This window comes from Bacillus pretiosus, assembly GCF_051294775.1.
In the GTDB taxonomy this organism is placed as follows: domain Bacteria; phylum Bacillota; class Bacilli; order Bacillales; family Bacillaceae_G; genus Bacillus_A; species Bacillus_A wiedmannii.
In genome coordinates this window covers 66,893-90,921 of sequence record NZ_JBPPHF010000010.1, presented here as the reverse complement: position 1 = coordinate 90,921, position 24,029 = coordinate 66,893, and the positions used below count along the sequence as shown (strand labels likewise).

Below are 24,029 nucleotides of genomic sequence, written 5' to 3'. Positions count from 1 at the left end.
AGAGTGTTCTTATGAGATGGCAACTCATTTGGTCTAAATCTTTATTAATATGGGTTGCAGCCGCATAATAATTTTGTATGCCCATCACAACTGTGTTGTAATGCCATACTGCCTCTGGCGTCTGCTTCTTACTTATTTTCTTGATGGCTTCCTTCAATTTTCCGTAGGCATTTCCTCTGGCTTTTTGACACATCCTACTATGAGCAACATGCCGATTTCTCTTTTTACGTGCCTTAATAGTGAATCCCAAGAAGTCACTAGACTTCTTCTGCAAGTTAACAATTTGGGATTTCTCAGTGCTAATTTCAAGCTGTAGCCGCGTTTTGAGAAAATCTTTTGTCGCTTCAAACATCTTAAGAGCCGTTGAGTAGTTACGACATAATATTTTGAAATCATCTGCATATCTAATGAGAAAGCATTCCTTCAAATTACTTTTCTTTAATGCTCTATACTTATCTTGTCTCGCCACATATGGATGTTTAGTCTCTATGGTCTCCCATTGGTCACTAACCCACCAATCTAACTCGTTTAAAACCACGTTAGAAAGAAGAGGACTTAAAATGCCTCCTTGCGGAGTCCCCTTATTCGGGAAACCTTCATTAATGATCTCTGCTTTTAACAAACTTGAAATGATAGAAAGTAGTCTTTTATCCCTTATCCCCATGTTCCATAGCTGTTTCATGAGCTTTCCGTGATTTACATTGTCAAAGAATCCTTTGATATCTATGTCCACACAGTAGTGAAAACCTCTTCCTTGACTGTTCACCAAAGATTTCATTCTTGCTAATGCATGATGTGTACTTCGGTTTGGACGGAATCCATAACTATGAGCATGAAACTTTGCTTCACATATAGGTTCAAGGATTTGTAAGATGCACTGTTGAAAAAGTCTATCCCATATTGTTGGTATTCCAAGAGGTCTCTTTTTACCATTAGGTTTCGGTATAAAAACTCGCCTAACCGCTTGTGGTTTGTACCAAGAGAACATTGATTTAACCTGTTCTATCACTTCATCTGTTAAAAGCAATTTTATGTCGTTGATGGTCATTCCATCGACTCCAGCTGTTACACTCCCCATATTTCTTTTAATGTTTCGATATGCCAATTTGATGTTTTCATCCATCGTCATAAGCTCTATTAGCTTATAAAAGTTGTCTCCATTTCGACCTTGCTGATATAGGCCGTCCAGAATGGACTGCATATCATAGTATTCAGCGTGTCTAAGCTTCGCAGTTTTCTTTATAAGTCGGTGCTCCTTTCAGAGTTAACCTTTTTTAGTCTCACAAGAACCTTATAATTCGACTGATTCACTTTATAAAATGGTTGGTCAATCTTCTATCAGACTAATGGCTATCCCTCCATGATGTTTCCATCATTTCATAGGTACTGTGCCATCACTCTTACCACCATAAATAAAGGTTATATGTACGCTAATCTCACGAACATTTTCCCCTTAAACATTTCACCAAAGATAAGTTCTCCATGTTGGTGGCTTTCCACGTTCCACTACTTCTATCTGTTCATGACACTTTTAGGGCTCTCCTTTAAGCCTGTTGACTCGATGTCGCCTATAACGACATATGGGTTTTCATAACAACTATTCTTACTTACCCACATCAACGCCACGACCGTGGCACACACATTTCTATGTGTTATGCGTTCTAGACCCGTACATTCGGAGATTCGTCAAATTCTGCCTACCGATAGTTTTTATGAATCCATTCTACCCATGAGTGTTTTATAGACTCCCGACCTATAGGCTACATCATCCACCTCTGGACAACTTTCGTAGTACTTACGTACTTTACGATAGCTCTCAGCCGACTTTACCGAGCTTCATACACTTACAGTTCTTATCCACTGCATCATGCATGTCGGAGTATCAGAGGAAGCCCTTCCAGGCGTTACCCTTTCATTTGACTTCTCGAAATAGTAGTTCTCCTGATTTTGTATCAGTGCTTAACCTTTTCAGTTAAGAACGTGTCGCACAGTTATAACACTGTAATGTAATATTTTGATCGCCGTTGGATTTTTTATGACAATCTGCAAAATGCATTAAACCATATTTAATACTTTCTTCTGGATCTGTAAAATAACCAGGAGGATGATTTTGTGATTCGGAACTTTGCATAACGTCCAACTGGGTTCCAGAACTTTCTTGTTGGATAAGAGCTAGTATTAGTGAAGTCATTGCCTCTATGCCGTGTTGGGCTGCATATTTCCGTACCAACGGCTCCCATCTCATTACTTCAGGACTAACACTTGCAGTATCTGGTGCAAAAGGACCACCAATTCCTCCAGGACTGACTTCATCTTCACTCATTGTGGCGGTTAATAAAAATATCACTATACCTAAACCTGCAACAACAGCCAAAATAATACCGGCTACTATTAATAATGGCTTTGCAACAGCAACTGTAGCTGCCTTCTGTGCTACTTTAACTGCTACTTTCTTACCTACTTGTGCAACTGCTTTACCCGCTAATTTTGATCCTTTACCAGCCGCCTTCCCTAAAGAATGGCCTGCCTTTTTCAAGGCAGGCTTAGCATTCCCTAGTTCAGCTTCAGGATGATGTTCATTTTCATGGTCGCGATTTGGTTCCGCACTCAATGTATAAACCCTCCCTCGTGTGCTGAATTATTTTGGTTTTATGGTTTCTTTTGCTTTTACATTTTTTAAAGCTTCTTGAACACCCTCATACACGTTTAGTCCCACAGTTTGTGAATTTTCCCTTGCATGTGTTTCTTGATCTTCTAAATCTTTTTTCTTTTTATTTAGTTTAGATAGAGCTTTACGGTGGTTAATATTTTCTGTGCGTATACTTAGTTCGATTGGGAAATCTATATTTTGGATCATATACATCCACTCTTGGTCTGGAAATTCCATTGTGTATGGAATCTTCGATGCCGATAAGAAACTCATATACGCTGGATACTCTAATCCATCAGAACCGATTTGGGACATTTCTATATGTCTTCCTTTAACGTCTATCTCCGATTCTGTTAGGCGTAACAAGCTCTCTTGATTCGGAAAGATAGCAGAATCGTCATCAACTACCGGTGGCGTCCATCCTGCTGTAACAGGTGCTTCCAATGTACGATAGAAGTTGCGTAATACAATCCATTGTGTTTCATTGGTTTCTAAACTTCTTACTGCTAAATGTTTTCTTATTTTATTTCTAAAGGCGCTAGCTTCCCGTTTATACATCTCCAAATCAGTTTTTAGTATTTTGGTATCACCAAGTAATCCAAACTGTTCTGCAGTGTTTTTAAAGGTATGAAATGCAGTGTAAAGCATTTCCTTAAGTCCTTCTTGTATGTGTCTTACTTTTAATTTCACACCTATAAAATAACGATATTCTACAGCGTTTTTACCAATTTTTCTTTCTAACTCATGGACAACGTCATCAGTATGATCGATTGCCAGCTCTTTTAGTTCACCGCTTACTGTTTCTTTAAACTCATCGGCTTTTTCTTTGAAATTCTGATAAACAGGTATCATCAATAGATGTTTTTCTTCTTCATAATTCCAAAATAAGCCGAGTTGTCGCATAAACAACGTATTTTTATCATCGTCTCCTTTAAATTCATAAGGAATCCCGTATGCCTCATAATACGCCCAGCAAGAACCATCTTGGTTAAAAATCAAATTATCATGAAAATATTTGACTGGAAATTCAACCTGATTCATTTGTGCCTCCTTAGAGAAGAATATGAGACTAAACTAATTCTTCCGTATAGATTAATTAATTACTTTTTCTTAATTGAATCATCCTTAAATCGAACTACTGTCTTATATTGATAGCTTCCAATATTTCCAGTTGCATCTTTATAACGACTCAACTTCTTTTTTTCAAATGTAAATACAAAGAATCGATACATAAATTTGTGTGGGCTTTTTCCATCCAATTCTACATTTCCAAAGAAGTACGCTACACCACCAGGTAATATTAGATATTTAAAAAAGACGTTGTCTCCTAATGGTAAAATCTGTTGTAAGAATATTATTATTAATAGTGTTCCAACAAAAATCCCCAGCTGCCTGTAAGGTACAGGGAAAGGGAGTGTTATATCCCTTATCCCATATAAACTCTTAGGAATATCCCATATAGAGTTGTAAGTCCTTACTTCCTTGCGAGTCGGTTTCTGAGTCACTTATACCAACTCCTTAAAATTTCTATTTTTTACTAATAATTATTTAAATAATAAATTATATAATTTTGTTCCAAGATCTTTGAATACATCTGGAGTGAATACAAACACAGATACAATCGCACAAAGTACTAACCAACCAATTAGACCAGCCATTTGTCTTTTTACAAGTAAAACTATTACACCGATGATTGCTACAACTAAAAAAATGGGACCTAACTGAGCTACTAACCAGTTTTTTGCATTCACTCCAAAATTAATGTTGCCTAAGACCGCTGCATCCGTAATAGCAGGTAATTGCTGAGCAACCATATCTAATCCCAAAAGCTCCATAATTATTTACCCTCCACTTTCTCTAATGTGTTTTCAAATTTCTTCATAGAGCTAATTGAAAACTTGTTATCTTTATTTACAAGATTTAAATCATATGTGTATGTGTACTCTAAGCTGCTATCATTGTCTTTTAACTTAGCATCAACTAAGACTCTGTATCCTTTATCCTTATCTTCATAAATTCGTAGGTTTTCTAATTTGCTAAATGTCATAATACCTTTTAGTCCATTTGTTATATTACTTTTTTCAAAGTAGTAAGCAATTTCTTCTGGTGTTCCTTCTGTATACACTTTAAATACAGATTGTAAAAATTGTTCTACTTTTTTTATTTCTGCATCTGTATTAATTTCTCGTCCTTCTGATTTGAAAGTGGCTACTTTATAAGATGCCTTTTCTCTCTCTCCATGAACGATTGTAGGATTGTTAGGGACTACCATCTTCCCTTTCTCCATTAAAATTGGTATAGAGAAGTACCTTATAACTTCTTTTGGTTCTTTTGGTGTGTCTGGAGCTTGTGTCGTTTCAGGAGCAGGATTATTTACAGGTTCTAGTTTCTGAATGATTTTCAATGTAACTTCTGCTTCATTTCCTTTTTGTCGGACCTCTACTGCTTCCGATTTAACTAAAGTACTAGAAGCGTTTTTTAAAGTATCTCTATTTAATCCACCTTGCTCATCAGATCCTTCAACTAGAAATTTCTCTAATCGTTTTCTTCGTTCTTCAGCTACATTCATATCAACTTTCCAATTAAAATAATTAGCGGCAAAATTATTCGCATATGCAATTAATTCTGCTTCTGACATTTTAATTTTTACGGGCTCCTCTTTCTTTTCCTGAACAGCTACTGCTCTAGGAGGACCGGCAAGTTGGATAAATGAAAGGGAGCGTCCTGCAATCATGAATCCCATCACACACTAAAATGTAACCTTACCTACTTTCCTTCCTGTTATTGCTGGAACTTTCTCCCTTGTTTTACGTTTCTTCTTTTCTTTAAGTGCTTCTGAATTTTCTTGTTGCATATCTAATATTTCAGTTGTTTTATTCTTTGCTTTTTTAAAGAATGTAAATTTCTTTTTTTCGGCGTTTTCCTGGGATTTCTTTTTTACCATGTCTTCACCTCTCTTTTTAAATGGTTAGGAGATTACAAAGTTCATTGTAATTTCCACTAATCAACTATCTACTTTAAGTATGATTTACTTTTTTCGGAAATCTAAGAGAAATAAAAAAAATTATGTTTTATATCAAAATTTTTTTAGAATGATTAAAACTAAATATAATGTTTATTAAAGTACATAAAAAAACCAATTTCATTAAGAAATGAAATTGGTTTTACACAGGATCTATTCTTTATAGTAAGTATTACACAATATAAAAACCTAATATAATATATATCTTTAATATATATAAAGAAAAAAGATAAAACTTTTATACAGAGAAAAAATCGTCTTAAAACATTGCTATGCTAAGGGTTCATCATTACTCTAGCCGTAAAAAATCATAAAAAGTAAATACTGGGAATGTACTTAATGAGCTGGATGATGATTAAAAACTACATAATATCGTAAAGTAGGTATATAAAAACTACATATAATCATCGTTAATTTGATGCAAGTAACAGAATAAATAATAAATGTAAATTCTGATGACTTACGAACAAACTTTCCACATTTATAAAAAAACTACACACAATTTATTAACAAATTGGTCAAAGTTAGGAACAGTATCCACTTTTTAAACAGAATTAACAGATGTTTTTCTGATTTTAAGTAGATTAAGAGATGGAACATGATAAGAACAGTACTTATGGCTATATCTTATACACATCAGATCAAATTTATTAAGATATCAACAGAATAATAATAAATATTTCTGCTTTTTTGTAGGTGAAATGATAGAAAAAGATTGAAAATTCAGATTTAATAACTTAAAAATTGTGAATATCTCATTTTGTTTCACATGCACTGTATGTAATTGCATAAAAAATAGAGAGTTGTGATCATTAAATTTGAAAACTGACTCTCTACTTTGCTTGAAGTAATACACTCCACAAGTTATCTCCAACACGAATAGCCCTCCACTTTTGTTTTTTTCAAAAGTAGAGAGCTGTATCATTACATTGCTGGAAGCAGCTGATCAACCGTATGTGGTACTTCACTTGTTGAACGGTAATATGCTTCTAAGGACTGTAGAAACTGAATTAAATTAAAGTCTTCAGAGACCTCAATTACACGAATCTTTTCCTTCGGCAATTTATCAATTTTTTCAATGAACAGTTCACGAATTTCACTAGGGATTTGATTTCCCTTATGCCCACTAGACTTTAAGAGTTCGCGTATTTCAATTTCTAATGCTGTATATGCGTTAATGTTTACGCCTTGCTCATAAGCATACTTTCTAAATAGTGATTCCTCTTGATACTGCAGGTAATTACGATGGTAAGTATCTATAGTTACAGGTACAGCATATTTCGCATGAAGCAGGTCATGCGCTTTACGGAATAGCTTTTGAACATTACGTAAAGAGTATATAGCAAAATGAGTACCAAATTTAAAAATGGCCTCTTCTTGTTCATGTTTAGGTACATTGTGTGTAATTAAAGGATAAATTCCAGTTTTAGCAGCTGTGTCTAATACACGATATTGAGAAGATTGCTTTAATAATTTACTTAGTGTATAAACAAGCTTTTTAGGATATCCTTCTTGTCGATCAATCATTTCTCGTAAACCACGAACTACTTGGCGAATTTGACGGTGACAAGAGTGTTTTAAAACATTAATGAATTGGTTCATATCCTTGGCAAATTCAGCAATATTCATTTCAACTAACAAGTTTTCTATAAATTTAACTTTACGCTTATATGTATCTCGTGGTGTAAATGGATCACGGTATTCTGCTCCTTCTTCTTTCGCGCATAAGAAATCAGGATGTACAGATAAATGCAATGTTGTGTATTGCTTTTTATTTTTCTTCCCTTTTTCTAACTTGCAAATTTTAAATAAAGGAGATCCGGTAGCAGATAGTTTTGTTTCTAGTTCCTCAAGTACAGCACGAATCTGATGTGGGTATTTCTTATGTAAGTAACGATACATACCACCAAAGTGTGTTGAGTTTCCTTGTTCGTCAACTTTGAATAAAGAACGTTTCAGGGTAGTTTCGCGTTTCTGCTGCATTGCTACATCCATGAATAGTTTCTTAGCTGCAATGGATAACTCAAAGAATTCTTTGGTAAATACTATTGGGCTAATAAATGTATAGGCATTTGCTTTATTTGTTTCCTTATTCATAAAATCATTTAAGATGATTTTATATTTACCACTGTACTCATTTTCGATTGTAATGATGTTATGGAAGCTTAATTTCTTCAAAGCCACATAAAATTGTGAGTGGTGAATATGTGCAAATGCTTCTTTATAATTTTTATAATCTTCCCAAAGCATGTGGATCGATACATGCGAAAGCTCACCATATGTATTACATTTTTTATGAAGAAATAGAAATACTTCTAAATCAGCATTTGTAATTCCATATAGCTTATGTTTTCTGCCTTCGTTTTTATCAAATTCACTTACTTTATCTACAATCTTTTTCATTTTCAGTGAAAAAGATGGCTTTGCTTTAGCAACAAATCCCTCTTCATCTGCAATTCGTTCTTCATAGGACATTGACTTCACAATGTCTTCTAAATAAGTATCTTTAAAACTGTAATACTTACCTTCTAAAGCTTCTACTAACTTTTGCCATGATTTAATTGTTACAATTACCGGTGTTGTTGTTTCACCATTCAAACTACGTTTGTTCTTTATAACGAAAGGTTTTGCCATCTTTTTCACCTCCTTATATATTAAGTTGCAGTTTTCCCCACAATTAGATATAAATTATCATTTTTGATTATATCAAATCGAATACTGGTGAAATCTGTCCCTTTAAGAGAAAAAACAAAAAAATGAAACGTGCCTCTATCCCTTGTGCGACAAGGGGTTTGACGTTTCATGAAAAAAAGTTTGTTGCCACCATAGAGCTATGAAGTTTTTTGAATATGAAACGTAGTATATAGTGGGAGAAATCCTCTGAAACCATTGATTTTATAGGGTTTTCATCCAATTCCGTTTGAACGTTGTAGCCATCATATAGCTATAACGTTTCATGTTTTTAAAACAAGTTATATTTTATTAAAAACTGCTGTAACCATTGTTACATATAGGTTGTTTGGGTTTTTAAAGTGAAAGTTGTAGCCATCATATAGCTATAAACGTTTCAGTTCGTTTCATGTTTCCTGCCATCATATAGCTATAACGTTTCATGTTTTTAAAACAAGTTATATTTTATTAAAAACTGCTGTAACTCTTGGTACATATAGGTTGTTTGGATTTTCAAAGTGAAAGTTGTAGCCATCATATAGCTATAATGATTTTAGCGTTTTTTCTTTCATATTTTATGAAATGGCTTTATATCAACGTTTATTACTAATTTACATAGAATAAAAAAATTTTTAGTCAAATGATTTTCAGGATATTCTCGTTTCATTTTTTCAACGTTGTAGCCATCATATAGCTATAACGTTTCATAAATTACGAAATTGTAGCCATGATAAAGCTATTCATTATTAAAAGTAAGAAGTAATAGCCATGATAAAGCTATACAATTTCAAATAAGGGCTTATAGCCACGATAAAGCTATATAGTTTCAAATAAGAGTTAATGCCACGATAAAGCTATACAATTTCAAATAAGGGCTTATAGCCATGATAAGGCTACATAGTTTCAAGTAAGAAATAATAGCCACGATAAAGCTATATAGTTTCAAATAAGAGTTAATAGCCACGATAAAGCTATATAGTTTCAAATAAGAGTTAATAGCCATGATAAAGCTATGAAGTTTCAAGTAAGAAGCAGCTGGCGTATTTAAATTGTGACCTAAAGTAACAAGTTTCTAGTCGTTAAGCAAAAAATCAGTGTATTTAACTAATTTACTTTTAAAAATTGAAATTGTATTGTAAAGTAGTGATTTTACAAATAGAAGCAGTTTTATATAATTAAAGACAAGTAAAGAGAATTTAAATGATCCACAATAAAAAGAGTAAAAATCAACAATTGTGCGGATTATTCAGATAACATTTCAACTTAAAGGTTATGTAGCCATCATATAGCTATGAGGTTTCATAGTGTTAGGATTTATATTATATTGGTTATTAACATTGTTAGGAGGTACTTAAATATGGAGAAAGTATTAGTATTGTTCAGTGATGCCCTCCTACTTGCTGCTCCAATCTATGAAGAAAATAAGCAGTTATGGGCCAAATGGCAAAAATATTATAACGAAGTACAAGAGAATCACGATAAATTAGTAACATCAGCTAATATATCCCCTTCATTCTCAACACTTGTTTCTTGGCTGGGGCAGAAACAAGAACAAGGAATATCGTTGTTGAACATTTATGCGAATCTAGATAAATATAAAATTGAGATTCAAAATGTATTAGATAAAATCATTGAACAAGAGTTTGGAGAAAAGTTTGAAGCAGTTGAACCAACTCAAATTTTAAATCCTGAACATGGTCATATAAAAGAGTATATAGCAGATATACCTGACGAATATTATCCTGTATCAAATGACGCAATGTACTATCAATTACGTGATGGAATAGCAAAAAATCAGTTTGAAGAAGATGAAGCAGCAGCAAAAACGGTACTGCCATTAGAAACAAAAAATTCAAGCGGAGTTGCACAACTATCTTCACATAAAGATGAGGATTTGAGATTAGTGAATACAAATGAAGCAGAAAGATGGTCTATATTGGTTGATGGAGTAATTAGTAATATGGATGATCTTACAGCAGATTGTTTGGATACCATTACAATACAATGGTTAAATCAAGCTAAATCTCCAGATGAATTCATAGATTTTAGTTATGAGAATGTATTGGAATTATGTAATATGCCAAAAGCATCAGCAAACGGTGTAGAGTATTATCGTGCAGAAGATAAGATAAAGGTAGCACAACGTATTGCAGCGTTAGCAAGCATCTTTATTTATTTGAATGATGATAATGAAGTTGTAGTATTGAACGATCAAGCTGAAACTGGGGAAAAATTTGAAGTAAAACGTGAAGTAATCAAGAGACTATTCGTACTGGACTCTGTAGTGTTATGGAGAGATAAGAATACTAATGAATATATGGGGATAGAATCCTGTAAGATTAAACCAGGTAGTTTCTTATCGGGCTATTTGTATGGGTCTAATAGCACAACTGCTTTATTATCGAAAAAAGCATTAGAGTATAATAGCTATAGACACAAGTTTCATAAACGTTTAATACGTTATTTATCCTGGCAGTGGCGAATCCGTCAACAATACAGTACTTTAAAAAGACCATACTCCATTGGTGGGGAAAAAGGTCTACTATCTGTAATGGGTATTACAACTACAAAGGGTCGCCCAACTCGAATTCGTGAACAACTAGAAAGTGTTTTAATTGATTTAGAAAAAGAATGTGTCATTTCACATTGGGCGTATGCAGAGGAATTGGATGAAACAAGGATAGGAGAACGTAATTGGTTTAAGAATTACTACTCCAAATTAGGAATCATTATCTTACCACCAAAAGAATTGATGGATAATATAGATAGTATGGTAAAGAAAAAAGTAATAGGTATGCAAGAGAAGCAGGAGGACCATTATATTGCAGAGACAGTAAAACAAACTCCTCAAGGATCAGAAGATGTGATACGAGAAAAAATTATGTATCAGCATATGCATCAAAATAAAACAATGCGTGAGATAGCAGATGAAATAGGTTTATCCCCTGCTACGCTTTCAAGATTCTGTAATAACAAAATGAAGCGTATTTCAAAAAGTGTTAATGAAAAGCTAAACAAGTGGTATGAAAGACAAATGATTATAGAGTCTATGTAAAGAGAAGCAGATACCTTTAAATGGAGAGGTAACTGCTTCTTTTTAGTTTGTTCATATTCTGCTGTTGATATCTATACGCGCCATTGTGCTCATACCTTACCCATTGATACGTTTCCTGATTAATTCTCAAGAACGTCGTGTAACCTCTCAGCAAACTCTTTATGATGCACTGTGTTATAGCCCACATGGTGTCCGGGAAACTCTACGAATTCTGTTCCGAGGTGTTCTGCTAAGTTGACTGCGCAATGGTAAGGAAAAAATTCTCGTGAAGTACTTCCGCCGGCTGGACGTACCTGTATCGATGTAGGTTTTAATGGGGTCTTTAATGCATTGATATTTAAAGTATAGCTGAGAATTCCCGGGATTTCATACTCAGTGAAATAAGTCGAATTACCGAGTAGTCGCTCTGTTAGCATATCCTTCGATAGTCCGAAATTGCTATCATCAATATTTGACAATAACTTTATGACCTCACTTTGATGATTTGTCTTAAGGTCTTCCATGAAATTTATAGCCTGCTTCAACTCATTTTCAGGTAAAAGTTGTAATAAAACCGGCTCGTGTGGGATTAGTAACTGTACCTGCTCAGGATGGCGTATGCACAGATCAAGTCCGATGACAGCACCAGAACTACTTCCGAATACATAAGCCGGTTCATTGGTCAGATTAGCTAGCAGCAGGTGAGCGTCTTCGCTATGTGTGTGCACATGATAATCCTCAGTTTTATTGACGAGGTTGCTACGGGAATGACCACGACGATCGTAAGTAACAACGGTATACCATTTAGCAAGATGGTCGGCGATATTATGGAACTTGTCGGCATCACCACCCCCACCATGGATCAAAAGAAGAATTGGACCTGAGCCACGCACCTCATAGTAGATGCTTGCTCCAAGTACTTGCAATGTTCCGTTTTTTACTATCCTCATTTGTACATCCTTCCTTTCTTCTGTCATTTCCCTTAACATTACACAATTGGCGAATGATATAAAATGCAGGAAATGACTAAGAAACAAATTCGCCATAAGAAAAAACAATGAGCATCATTTCATAAGTGTATCCTTTTTATTTATTTAGAGTAGACAATTTTTTGATTGTTTCAATGGAGAGGTGATATTCATCAGCTATTTGATTAATCGTTCTACCGTTTAATAGAAGCATTTCTGTCATCGATCAGCTTTCTTGTCCCAGAACGTATACCCCGTCTCTGATGAGAGGTTTTAGGTTTAGGAATATATATTGTTTCTCCTGGAACATACTTTTGAATTTCTAATATCAGCTTTTTAGGTAAAATAGCCGTTGTTTTTAAATAGCCCCTTTCTGCCAACTTCATATCTGTCCGTATTAATCCATAAACGCACTCGATTACTCGGTGGATATCATGTGTACTTTTGTACATAATAAGGTTGGCAAATGTTAAAGTCAGGAGGGTTTGTATGCAACAGGATAAAAAAGATATAGAAACGTCTGGTTCTATTATGAAACCAAATTTTGCAGAAACTGATGCACAAAAAGTGAAACAAGAAATTCAAAATGATGTAAGAGAAGGACAAGGCGCAATGACTTCCCGAGAAGCAGGTGCAATGCGGGATTAAGAAACCACTCCTTACTGTTTTTTATTTAGTGAATGTTTTAAACAATAAGGAGATAACCCATTAACGGCTTTTGTTTCTTAAGAAATCGTTTTTAATTTCATATAAAGTTTATTTCACGAAGTATCCCCATTAGAAATAATCTATATTTTGTTTGACTTTTTCAAAAAGAAAGTTTAAATTGCCATGATATAAACAATTCCAAAAGTGTCTATTGTAGTTATCATCATTAATTAATATGTTATTATCAAGCTCGACTAATTTGTTCTTCAAATCATGAAAAGTCTTTATTAGATCACAATCTTTGTAGTGCCCCTGCCCTATTAGCTGAACCCAATACTTTTTAAAGCAATTGAAGCAGGAATGCATTTTCTCTATAGAAGAATTAACAAAATATCTTTCTACTCTTTCTGTAATTTCATGCTCTAGCTCATATATCTCGCCTGTGGGCTGGTAGATAGTAATTAGATTACCTGAATCCATATTACTCCCAATAACAAGGTATGGTTTAAACTTCTCTAAACTCGCTAAAAACGCTTCTGTATATTCTTTATCCAATATCGATAAAGAAAAATCATTTTGTTTTGTCCATTCCACTACATCTAAAAGAAAACCATTTGAATAGGTGTAAAATTCTACATTGAGACATTCGAATTCATTTCCTTTAATTTGATGCTTAAGTAAAAAGTGCATACTATCAATGGGCAAATTTAAATTAGCTATTTCCAATGTCATTCCTCCAACCCTTAATATTTAATCCATTTTCTGCTTCTACACAAACTCAATTAAATTTTAGCATAAAGAAATGGTCTCCTTGGGGGAAATTACATATGAAATAATAAAAAGGTATGAGTTTACAACCCACACCTTTTTACCATTATAAATATTCGTTATATGCTTAATGCATCAATCATGATCAATGTCACCTTCTATATATTGACTGAGTTTATCCTTAATTGCCGCACTTTCTGGAGTTACTTCTGCTACTTTACGATTGTGAAGACGAGAGCCACCTTCCATTTCATCTAAAGGTAATGTATTTTCTTCTTCTTGAGGAACAGTGGCAGCCATTTGTTGTAACCATTGCATTGTTAAGTTAGATGTTGTATTTTTACCATTGATTTCTGCAGTTCGTTGAATTTCCTGTTCCTGCTGATTATGGTTAACAGTTGATGTGTAAGCAGGTTCTCTATATTGTGGTGTATGCTTCGCCCTTGGCACTTCTCTTGGAGTTTCAGTAATAACTGATGCTTTGTTGTTAAGTTCAATAGGTTCTCTATGTTTACTTGTATCTGGTACCTTTTCTTTTTGAACATCGATTACTTCAGTAATTTTTGCGGGTTCTGTTTTATTAGAAGTAGCAATTGATGCTGTAGTGTCCTCCTTTTCTAGATTAGGAGCAGAATTTCTTGAGTAATCTTGAACAGACTGATTATTTGTTAGCTCATCTTCATTGTCAGTAACATCTTCATTATTATAAAAATCGCAAGTATCAGGATTTAACGTTTGTAACCAACCTTCTATTGCAGTAGGCGCTGTTTTAAACTCAGTGGCAGGAACAAAGTTTGCATTTACTTGTATTCCTCCTTGAGGAGCATTATCTTTTACAATTTTAGCAGCACACTGGAATGCTTTTTGAATTAAGATATCATTTTCAGAAAGAATGGGTACTTCTGTTTTCGAATAAGAGTAGGATGTTCTACGTGTACTTTGTGTTTTCGTTTCTGCTGTTACCATATCAATTTCTTGATCACCTTCACGTGCCTCATAAATTGTTTTCGTCCCCATTAGCTTACTAAACAATTTAGCGTCTTCATTAGTAACATCACCATAAACAAGTTTGTTACGAAATGTTCCTAACAGGATATCCATGAATCTTGGGCCATGTTCAATTGCCAATTGACTAATTGTTTGTGCAATAACAATTAAAGGTGCTTTATATTTCCGTGATTGAGCAGGAAAACTTTTAAATGCTTTATAAATGTAATCCGCAAACTCATCGACTAAAACAGGATGGTAAGGAGATATGTTAGGCTTACGACGGAAAACAGCATTTTGTACGGCATATAAACACAATTTACCGAATACATCAGATAGATCAGAAAGTTCCCCTTTCGCTGTATTGACTAACAGAATACCTCCAAATTCCACATGCTTCTCAAAATCAAAATTCGATGGACCACATAAAACACGACGGAGCAGAGGTTGAGCAGAAATATCATTTAATGTGTTTCGTAAACCACGAACGAAGGTTTCTTGTTTATCAATAATCTTAGGTTGCCCATAGTATTTCCCTTCAGTATGATAAACAACTTCCCCTCCCCCACGGCCACCAGAAATTTCGGGAACATAATTTAAATCAAACCATTCATCTACTTGTTTCATTATGCGCCAATGGTTTCGTTCATCTCTATCTGGAATAGATTCAATATCATTTGGAAGTCGTTCTTTTAATTTGAGATGCATCTCAAAAACGAGATTAGCATTATTATACATATCAATTAAATGTTCAAATCTAGCTTCAAATTTTGAATCATGGAGTTTTAACAAGTAAATATGTTGTTTAAGATGGGAACGCTCAGATTGAACGAAGAAAGGATTTCCTGCTCCATTATCAGAGAGCCCTGTTAATACTGAACATAACATCTCAGCGACTTTATCAACTGGACCACGAACGAAATTTATTGAAGGGGTATCAGGATTTGTTGGGTCTAAATAGAAAATAACACTTTCGGGAATCTTGTGTGCCAATACCAAGTTATATACCTTTTCACAGAAGTCATTAGATGGCTCGATAACTGTAAGACCATTTACCTGCGTTCCTTTTACATCCTCTGAATGATAATCTTTTCTTGCATATAAGGTTTTAAAGTTATTAATCATTGAAGCCATATAGTCAAGAATTTGATTAGCAATTGGTAAACCAAGTGCAGCTGATTTACCTGTACCAATGTTACCGATGATCATTATATTAAGCGTTAGAGACTTACCCTGTATAACTGCCATTTCCCGTGTTGCACTATTAGGACCAAGAAAGATATCAGGGTCTGGCAATTTTGATGGGTTTTTTTCAGTGAAAAACTTGTGTAATGAAGTAGCAAGTTTTCGTTGACGATCATCATTCAAAAAGGAAAGCATCCAACCAGGTATTTTAAATACGTATTCCCATTTTCCGAATTCATCTAAAAGCTCTTTTTTATGTTCATAAAAAATCTTAAAGAGCCATAAGAGTACGAGAATAATAATAATTACAGGTATAGCAAATACAAGGTGCATGATATTACTAAAATTTGAAAGTATAGTATCCTCTAATCCTTTGTCATTTAGTGAAACTTCTCCAGCTTTCGAATGTAAGAATGGAATAAATATCTTAGCTAATGGAACACTAAACGCCCATAAGTACTGGGCAACTATACCAATTAACATCATCGAAAAAATAAACCATCTACGCTTTATCTCCTGATAGCTCTTAACTTTGGTTGATAGTTGCCAAGTATAAATTAAAATCCAAAAGCTAAAAAAGGTTTCAATGTAATAATTAGTTTCAAACGGATTACCGAAGATACTTAAAGTAGGTAATGGAGCCCCCATTTGTATTGACCAGAAAGAAGCATATTTATAAATTCCTCTAAACGCAAAATACCAAGCTAGCAGAAGTAGTAATGTCACAACATAGTAAGATGAGCGGGCTGCTAAACGATATTTCCAGCTTTTTGTAAGATCGATTGTAACTGTATAGGAATTTTTTTTGTTCTTTCCGGCTTTTGGATCCTCCCCATTACCTGGTGCATTATTGAGTTCAGCATTCTTTTGAACTGCATTCTCCAAATTCTTGTTTCACCCTCTCTTTTAACGAATAAAAAGCAGCGGTGAAATTAAGCAATTCAGCAGAAGTAGCCAATAATATATTCTCTGGTGCTATGGAATTGTGATACAGATCAGTAAAAATGGCTTGCTGCCCATGCTCTAATTCATCCGCTTCATATATCCCCAAAATTTTAATTGGGTTTAGTGTTCGGTGTTGATTTTGCATGGCCAACAATCCTGATAATTGTTGTAATTTTAAGTGTGTGTTAACCTCCCCTACCTTAAGTATTGTTAATATATACAATATTTCTAAGTAATCTAAAGATTTTTTTTCTTCATCAGGTGCTTTTTTTCGTAATACCAAAATGTCTTCTGTTAGCTCAAGTAGTTTAGAATGCTGAATCCCTTTCGCTTGCATTTCGTTTTTATTAGATATCCACTCTACCGAATAAGGGAAAGAAGAATTTATGTTCAAACGTTCTGTGATTTTTTTGAGCAGATGACTTTTGCTTAAACTATTAATTTCGCGAATTTCTTGAAGAATATTGTTTATTACAAGTTCCGATCCACCCATGTTGCATACGTAAACATCTAGGTTATTCACTACACTTAAACGTGGTATATTGCTGAAAGCTTTTTTTAAATTTGTTACACGTGTAGTCCTCTTTTTGTAGGTAGAAATTGTGTGATAGGAATCATCGATATCAAGATATTTTTTCAGTTTGTTTTCTAGAAATGGAATGTTTTCTGTTCCTGTATCAACTTCAATATTGATAATAGAATCGTTACATGTAAGAACCCAATCAGGAATGATTAATGGGTTTCCCTTTGAGTCTGGATAAAACTCTTTAGATGGACGAAATGAATAAACGAGTTGAGGTAAATCTTGTTGGAAGGAAACTGGTTGAAGTTCTGGCTGAAACATTTCGCGATACTCTTCATCTTCGTATAAGAAGTAAACATCATTTGAATCAGAATACATTAGGTTGGGTAAATGTAAGTTTTGCTTCACAATTGAGCTTAGTGGAAAAAGATAATCGCCGTTACCACCTACAATTGCACCGGTATGTTCATTTTGGGATTCTGCTTCAAGTAGATTTAGCACAAATTGTGTAATTGCTATATTGTGTTCATATTGCCTTTTGGTAACAAACGAGGTATTGCGATCAGTAATTAATTTTAAACGATATAATATTTCTGCTCCCTTTGAAGCGATAGAAACGAAATCCAGTGTGAAGCCACGCTTTTTTCTCACACTTATATTTTCTTTTTTTATTACTTTCATTTTAGCCCACTTAGTTAATTTGGATGAAAATGTAGTTCGACTTATAGGCTCCCCACGTATCAATTCATAAAATTTTCGTAATTGAATTTGAGATACTGTTCGTTGTTCATATAAAAATAAAACTGTAAAAATATCAGAACGATTAAAATAAACTCCACGATCATTTTCTCCGACGATATATTTAACGGCATGATCAAATGATTTTTTCAATTTTAAACACTCCCTTGATATGGAAATAATATACGGAAACTTGCATAAAATCGAGTGCAATTGTCATGTAATGAAAGTAATTAATGTTGGATAAATTAAGCAGTTTAGTACATAAAAGTGATTAGTGTATATTTTAGCTGAAGATTGCAAAAAAACAACCCATTATCCCTTATGGACTCTTGGTTTAGAGATACATATTATTTCGTCAGGTGTGAGTAATAAAATACAATGTTATCAAGTGAAAATTTGCTATCAGAGTTCGTCATATGTATTTCGACAGTGATAAGAGGACATATGACGAACTCTAATGATAAAAAAAGGGTTCGACATATGTATTCCGTCATATATGTGTAGAGTATCAAAAATAGATAAAATGTACAGTGAATATACTTTTGTATAGATGAAATTAAATATTAAACGGAATTGCATTTAATTCTGTAGAGGTATTTATTTATCAGAAGGAAAAATTACATCATAAAAGAAATAAGTAAATAAACATAATAAAGTAAATGAAAATTGTGTATATTTCATATTTTGCATGTTACAATCTGATTTAAGGGGTGAAAAAATGCGGAATTGGAACACAGAATATGGGTTAATAACAAAGATAATACAAAGTGAATTTGAAGCAGACTTTCTTTATAACAAGGTAACCAACACATTAAATAATGAATATGAGATAATTCCATTACGGTTTGCAGCTCTAGATCCTTATAAAATTTACAATACTTCACAAGTTAGTAGAATATTAAGGATAAAATCTAACAAATTAAGATATTTAATTAACAGATACGGTGAATACATCCAATTAAGAAAAAAAGAACTAAATATATTATTTCATTTAAAGCTGTATATAGGATATATTTAGTGCATCTATGCTTAACAAAGAAATTAATTAGTTCATCTGAGTTTAATCGCTTCATGACCTTACATGTTAGTTATAGTGACTATATTGATATGAAATTGACAAGTTATACTGACAAGTTTGTAGAACTTAATTTCAAAGAGAATCAAATGAATGAAAATGAATCACAATTTTATGTGCTATTCCTACAAATCTCAGAAATAACTTCCGAATTAATAAAAGAAATAACTACATATAACATGACATTGACATCCCCTTTCCTTTCTGTAGACAACCAACAGAAAAATGAGTTATTAAAAAAGAAGCGGGATCATAAAGATCTGTTTAATAAACTAAGGGTTTTATATAAAACTATATAGTTAAAAGAGTAATACTAAAGAAGTATTACTCTTTTTTTAGGGTTATATACACGTTTTATTTATAAGTCTTTTATATAAGTCTTTCAAATAGGATGTATGAAATTTCTTGGTAATATTTTATTGACATGAAATTAATATGAAAGTATATAAAGCCTTTAATGATAAGTGTTTTTATACACATCTTATATGTAGTTCGTATATATAAGATGTATAAATCTAATGGCCATGATATAGAATGTTATTTTAGAAGTATTATATATCGGAATTATAACTCTAGATAAAAATATACATAAATACTGCACCCATATTTATAATTTAATAGTTATTGTTAGTTATATGAAACCTGATATTAACATGTTTTGTTCACTGCTTATATAAACGACTTTCATGTACGCCTTATATAATTGTTGTTGGTATATAAGACATTAGTTCAATTTTACATGTTGTGAATCTTATATAAGCCTTATATATAACAACTCAATATAAGTCTTATATATAATGACTTGATATACGTCTTGCAATGATGTAATATATTTTTAGGAATAATTAACCAACGTTTTAAGGGGGGAACAACTTGAACGAGGTATTAAGTGAAAAATATAAACAAAACAAATTTACTGAAGAAGTTGTGGAAATGTTTGCAGACATTATTGAAGAAGACGAAATACTCTACAATGTATTTCATTACATAGGATCTCAAGTAAACAAACAATACCAAGAAACAAAATATATGAGAGGTATTTCAATAAATGAGATAGTAGAAAGTGTTGTTATTGATAGGAGAGTAAAGAAACCTAAGGGTAAATCCTATTCATTAGAACTTGAAAGAACTAACATTTCAAGAAGATCAGCGGAAGGTAGTGTTGCTACTTTAGCTTCAATGTCATTAATAACAGAAAAAATTATGCATCCGTATAAGTTTTTAATTTCAACTATTAGGGGGCAGCAAGTATTAGTTGAATTAAGCAAACGTAAAAAAAGTAATGAGAATAAGGGAGAGATAAAATAATGGCAAAAAACTTTCTGAAAAACGAAGTAGCAGTGAAAATGACTATGGTTGGTTTTGGTCAAGCTGGAACTAGAATGGTAGATAAGTTTGCTGAGTATAAGCATACAGACGGTACAGCAGTTTATAATTGCCTAGCATTGAATAGTAATGATGGGGATTTAGCAGAACTGAAAAACGTGCCAAAAAGCAACCAAGTTTCACTAAAATTAGGTGGTTTGGGTAAGAATCCTGAGCGTGCTGTAAAGGTGTTAGAATCTAATGAAGAAGCTAAGGATAAACTAAAAGAATTTATAACGGAACGTGTTAGACCAACTGATGAGTTAGTGCTATTTTTTGCAGGTTTAGGTGGTGGTACAGGTACATCTACAATTATTCAAGCAATTGAAGAATTCACTGCTTTTCATAATAAACCTGTAATTGCTGAAGAACTGAAAAGTATGGCAATGAAAATTCCTAGAGAAGAATTAATCAAAAATCAACAAAAGTATGCAAGAATTGCTTTCAATAATGCAATTGAACGTAAAGATTTTATTAAAATGGGTATTGTGGTTACACTTCCAGTTAGAGCAGATGGGCCGGATGTACTAAGACAGGTGAATAAATTTTCACAAGAAATTTGGAAGTTAGCTAATGATCCAGCGAAAGGCGTTGCATTTGTTGTATTTGCAGATAACCAACATTTCTATGATGAGTTTAAGGGATTAAACGAGAATGAGAAAAAAGGCATCGGAAACTCACGAGACTATGCAAATCAGCGTATTGGAGATATTATTCATGAGTTAAATACAGCTGCAAACGGTTCAGGAACATCAGTAATTCTAGATTCTCAGGACTTTAAACGAATTTTACTAGAAAGAACAGGCTGTTTAGTAATTAATAAGGTTTCACGTAATATGAATCAAATTGAAAACAGTAAAGAAATTGTAGATATGTTCTCAGAATCATTGAAAGGAAGCTCATTCCATCACCCTATTGACCTGATGAAGACAAATGAAAATGGAGATTTAGAGGCATCAAAGGTACATCATTTTGGGATGTTAGCAATTTTAGATGAACAGAAGAACCTTGATGATTCATTTATGGATGATGCAAAAGTAGAAGTAACAAATAAACTACCAATCAATGGAACTGTTTTTAATGGTTATTTAGTTAGTAAAAATGACTTTATGGGTAGCGTGTATACTTTCTATAAGACAGATGCACTACCATCTCGATTATCTAAAGGATTAGTAGAAGAATATAATGAATTTAAGGAAAAACAAAGTCAAATTCAATATACAAAGTCTCAAATTACTACTATTGAAGCGCAAGACTCGGACGATGATTTCAATATTAACTTTGGTGATTACTTTGAATTAGAACCAGAGAAAGATGAAGAACCGCAAAAGCTAAATGATGAAGAATTAGCGGCATTTATGGATCCTGATAAGATGTTCGGAACAAAATAAAAAATAAGCCTGGAATTTTCCAGGCTTATTTTTCTGTTTTCATTACATTTTGCATGTATTCAATCATGTTCTCATCAATATAGCTTTCTATGAAAAGTTGTTTTCTCGCAAGATCTTCCTCTTTTTTAAACCAACCCACTTTTTTAATACGAGTTTCTTCTGGCTGTGTATTCCATTCTTTTTCAGCTTGTTTTCTTAACTCTGTACGCGCTCTATGTTGAATAATTATATTATCTAGTCTTTCTTGTCTTTGGCGCTCTTTTAACCTCTCAGGGTCTTCTGGTTCAGGTAGCACCGCACGTATAGCATCTTCGAACTTTCCTTGATACTCTAATTCAATGTTTTGTAAATGTATTTGAATTTTTTGTTCTACTATTTTTTCAATAGTCGCTGCAGCTTCCTGCATGTTTAATTGGGATGAGACTTCACTGGTTTGATTTTCTGGAGAAACAGGTCTTAGTTCAAATTGATGTGGTAAAAGCTCAATAATTGCATCTAGCGACCACTTTTCATCCCTTTTTAGTTTGATAAATAAAGCTATGTCTAAATCCAGTGTGTTATATAACTTTTCGTTTGTATTATTGGTTCTTAATGTTCCGTGTAACCCCTTTTCTTCTAGGATATTGAACCAATTGTATACAGTGTTATGATGTCGACCTACTAATTTAGAAAACTCTGTTATTCGCCAAGCTTTTTCAAAAGTATCTTCATGACTAGAGTTTGTATTATTGGACTCCATATGTTCAGTTGTATTTTTGTTATCTTGTTCAATCATCGTTATACCTCCTTGAAATATAATGGCCATAGCAAAATGTAATTAACATATAAAATGAGATTAACATGTTAAGTATCTTTCGGCGATATAAACCTCAATACCTTTTTTGATTGACATTCACATGAAATGTGTCATCGATATATAAAGTATCACTTGTTAACATGAAGTTGATAAATCGGCTTTTGAATTAACTATTGTTAATGTCCTGTTGATAATCCGTTAGTTATTAATGATTATTGTTGCTATGAAATTAACAAATTAGTCTACAATATATTAATGATAAGAAAATATTAGTGATTTGTAAATAAATTATAAGGATATAGCATTAAACTTAAAGACTTAAAAGCTAAAAAGTATGTATAAATGTAGAACAAAAAGCCCATACTAATAATAAAAAAGGGCTATATTTATTATAATTTATGATAATCGGTAGTAGAAAGCTAAGAAATGTATAGTTTATTGGCTTCAGTAGGTCTTTAGAATGCACATGAAGGTTATTGAATTACTTTAATATAAACTCATTTTTTATAGGAGGCACCGCCCTTTACAAGGGATCTCTATATAATCAAAATTGATTCATACAATTGCTACTTTTAGATCGGAAGTAATAAAAAGCGATTTATTATTTTTGGCTACTATCAAAATGCCTTCAAGAATGATATCCTCCCGACTTATCTAGGGGATTTTGCTATAAAAAAGGTCTCTTAATAGATATAGAATCTAAAACTCTATTTGTATGTATATTCTCAACGTTAGAATCAACAATTGTTAATGTTATGTCAATACGCGTTAATGATAAATTGATATGACACTAGTATTAACGGACAACAAACTCTATTAACATGTCAATCTCAGGTTATATATCAATGATAAATAAAGAGAAAACTGTTATTTTTTTGACGCTAATAAGAAACTATTGATTGTATGAAGTTCTTGCTATAACTATAGTACTTTTAGAGTGTTTTTTGATATTTCGATAGAACTCTGTTGTGGCAGATAAATTTTTAACTAATGCAGATTTTGAAATCCTCAGAGCTGCTTCTATGCGCGCTTCAACTTTTTAATTGTTAATGTCATATTAATGTTAAACGAAAATTGTTGATATAACATTAACAATTTAGATAGCATTTCTCTCTACGCTTAACTTTATAGACTATATGTCAATGATAAACAAAGGATGAAAAACATTGAATTGCTGTCGTCATTTATTATTACGATTAGATTTTAACTGTTTTTTGATAGTGTGAAAACATTTTCTAGGATAGATCATCACTAGATTCAC

General features: G+C 33.0%; 13 protein-coding genes and 5 pseudogenes. 5 read left to right on the top strand and 13 right to left on the bottom strand.

Annotated elements, in window-relative coordinates:
• The 7 genes and pseudogenes from ltrA to ACSG5Z_RS28360 form a co-directional block, all read right to left on the bottom strand.
• The coding region (gene ltrA, locus ACSG5Z_RS28390; protein ID WP_435712674.1) for a group II intron reverse transcriptase/maturase at window positions 1–1,201 on the bottom strand (1,201 nt) is incomplete at its 3' end.
• 780 nt (window positions 1,202–1,981) lie between these two features.
• Window positions 1,982–2,611, bottom strand: a pseudogene (locus ACSG5Z_RS28385) (lysozyme family protein); the annotation flags it as partial.
• 63 nt (window positions 2,612–2,674) lie between these two features.
• Window positions 2,675–3,691, bottom strand: a pseudogene (locus tag ACSG5Z_RS28380) (ATP-binding protein); the annotation flags it as partial.
• Window positions 3,692–3,750: 59 nt separating this feature from the next.
• Window positions 3,751–4,155, bottom strand: coding sequence for a TcpE family conjugal transfer membrane protein (locus tag ACSG5Z_RS28375; RefSeq protein ID WP_097890861.1), 405 nt, complete (start codon window positions 4,153–4,155; stop codon window positions 3,751–3,753).
• Between the two features lie 39 nt (window positions 4,156–4,194).
• On the bottom strand, window positions 4,195–4,485 hold the full coding sequence (locus ACSG5Z_RS28370) for a hypothetical protein (protein ID WP_000421394.1): 291 nt from the start codon (window positions 4,483–4,485) through the stop codon (window positions 4,195–4,197).
• 2 nt (window positions 4,486–4,487) lie between these two features.
• A pseudogene (locus ACSG5Z_RS28365) lies at window positions 4,488–5,594 on the bottom strand (conjugal transfer protein).
• Between the two features lie 1,002 nt (window positions 5,595–6,596).
• On the bottom strand, window positions 6,597–8,306 hold the full coding sequence (locus tag ACSG5Z_RS28360) for a hypothetical protein (RefSeq protein ID WP_435712673.1): 1,710 nt from the start codon (window positions 8,304–8,306) through the stop codon (window positions 6,597–6,599).
• A 1,393-nt stretch (window positions 8,307–9,699) separates the two neighbouring features.
• Here ACSG5Z_RS28360 and ACSG5Z_RS28355 point away from each other — a divergent pair.
• The gene (locus ACSG5Z_RS28355; protein ID WP_306008755.1) at window positions 9,700–11,397 is read left to right on the top strand and encodes a helix-turn-helix domain-containing protein; all 1,698 of its coding nucleotides are present in this window, start codon (window positions 9,700–9,702) and stop codon (window positions 11,395–11,397) included.
• Between the two features lie 119 nt (window positions 11,398–11,516).
• Here the strand turns inward: ACSG5Z_RS28355 and ACSG5Z_RS28350 are convergent, their stop codons facing one another.
• Both ACSG5Z_RS28350 and ACSG5Z_RS28345 read right to left on the bottom strand, forming a co-directional pair.
• Window positions 11,517–12,326, bottom strand: coding sequence for an alpha/beta fold hydrolase (locus ACSG5Z_RS28350; RefSeq protein WP_097890020.1), 810 nt, complete (start codon window positions 12,324–12,326; stop codon window positions 11,517–11,519).
• 136 nt (window positions 12,327–12,462) lie between these two features.
• A pseudogene (locus tag ACSG5Z_RS28345) lies at window positions 12,463–12,730 on the bottom strand (CD3324 family protein).
• 103 nt (window positions 12,731–12,833) lie between these two features.
• Here ACSG5Z_RS28345 and ACSG5Z_RS28340 point away from each other — a divergent pair.
• The gene (locus tag ACSG5Z_RS28340) at window positions 12,834–12,992 is read left to right on the top strand and encodes a hypothetical protein (protein WP_001183576.1); all 159 of its coding nucleotides are present in this window, start codon (window positions 12,834–12,836) and stop codon (window positions 12,990–12,992) included.
• A gap of 129 nt (window positions 12,993–13,121) precedes the next feature.
• Here the strand turns inward: ACSG5Z_RS28340 and ACSG5Z_RS28335 are convergent, their stop codons facing one another.
• From ACSG5Z_RS28335 to ACSG5Z_RS28325, 3 genes are all read right to left on the bottom strand, one after another.
• Window positions 13,122–13,724 carry a hypothetical protein gene (locus ACSG5Z_RS28335; protein ID WP_435712672.1) on the bottom strand — a complete coding sequence of 201 codons (603 nt, stop codon included), beginning with the start codon at window positions 13,722–13,724 and terminating at the stop codon, window positions 13,122–13,124.
• 171 nt (window positions 13,725–13,895) lie between these two features.
• Complete coding sequence (locus tag ACSG5Z_RS28330; protein WP_435712671.1) at window positions 13,896–16,817, bottom strand: type IV secretory system conjugative DNA transfer family protein; 2,922 nt, start codon at window positions 16,815–16,817, stop codon at window positions 13,896–13,898.
• Window positions 16,789–18,291, bottom strand: a complete 1,503-nt coding sequence (locus ACSG5Z_RS28325) for a replication-relaxation family protein (RefSeq protein ID WP_435712670.1) — start codon at window positions 18,289–18,291, stop codon at window positions 16,789–16,791. Before ACSG5Z_RS28325 ends, ACSG5Z_RS28330 begins: the two co-directional genes overlap by 29 nt.
• Before the next feature lie 538 nt (window positions 18,292–18,829).
• On the opposite strand from ACSG5Z_RS28325, the pseudogene ACSG5Z_RS28320 reads away from it, so the two are divergent.
• From ACSG5Z_RS28320 to ACSG5Z_RS28310, 3 genes and pseudogenes are all read left to right on the top strand, one after another.
• A pseudogene (locus ACSG5Z_RS28320) lies at window positions 18,830–19,515 on the top strand (hypothetical protein).
• A 574-nt stretch (window positions 19,516–20,089) separates the two neighbouring features.
• Window positions 20,090–20,524, top strand: coding sequence for a hypothetical protein (locus ACSG5Z_RS28315; protein ID WP_064472955.1), 435 nt, complete (start codon window positions 20,090–20,092; stop codon window positions 20,522–20,524).
• Window positions 20,524–21,972 carry an FtsZ/tubulin family protein gene (locus tag ACSG5Z_RS28310; RefSeq protein WP_064472956.1) on the top strand — a complete coding sequence of 483 codons (1,449 nt, stop codon included), beginning with the start codon at window positions 20,524–20,526 and terminating at the stop codon, window positions 21,970–21,972. Before ACSG5Z_RS28315 ends, ACSG5Z_RS28310 begins: the two co-directional genes overlap by 1 nt.
• A gap of 25 nt (window positions 21,973–21,997) precedes the next feature.
• Here ACSG5Z_RS28310 and ACSG5Z_RS28305 read toward each other — a convergent pair whose 3' ends face one another.
• Window positions 21,998–22,747, bottom strand: coding sequence for a MerR family transcriptional regulator (locus tag ACSG5Z_RS28305; RefSeq protein WP_435712669.1), 750 nt, complete (start codon window positions 22,745–22,747; stop codon window positions 21,998–22,000).
• Window positions 22,748–24,029 lie beyond the last annotated feature (1,282 nt).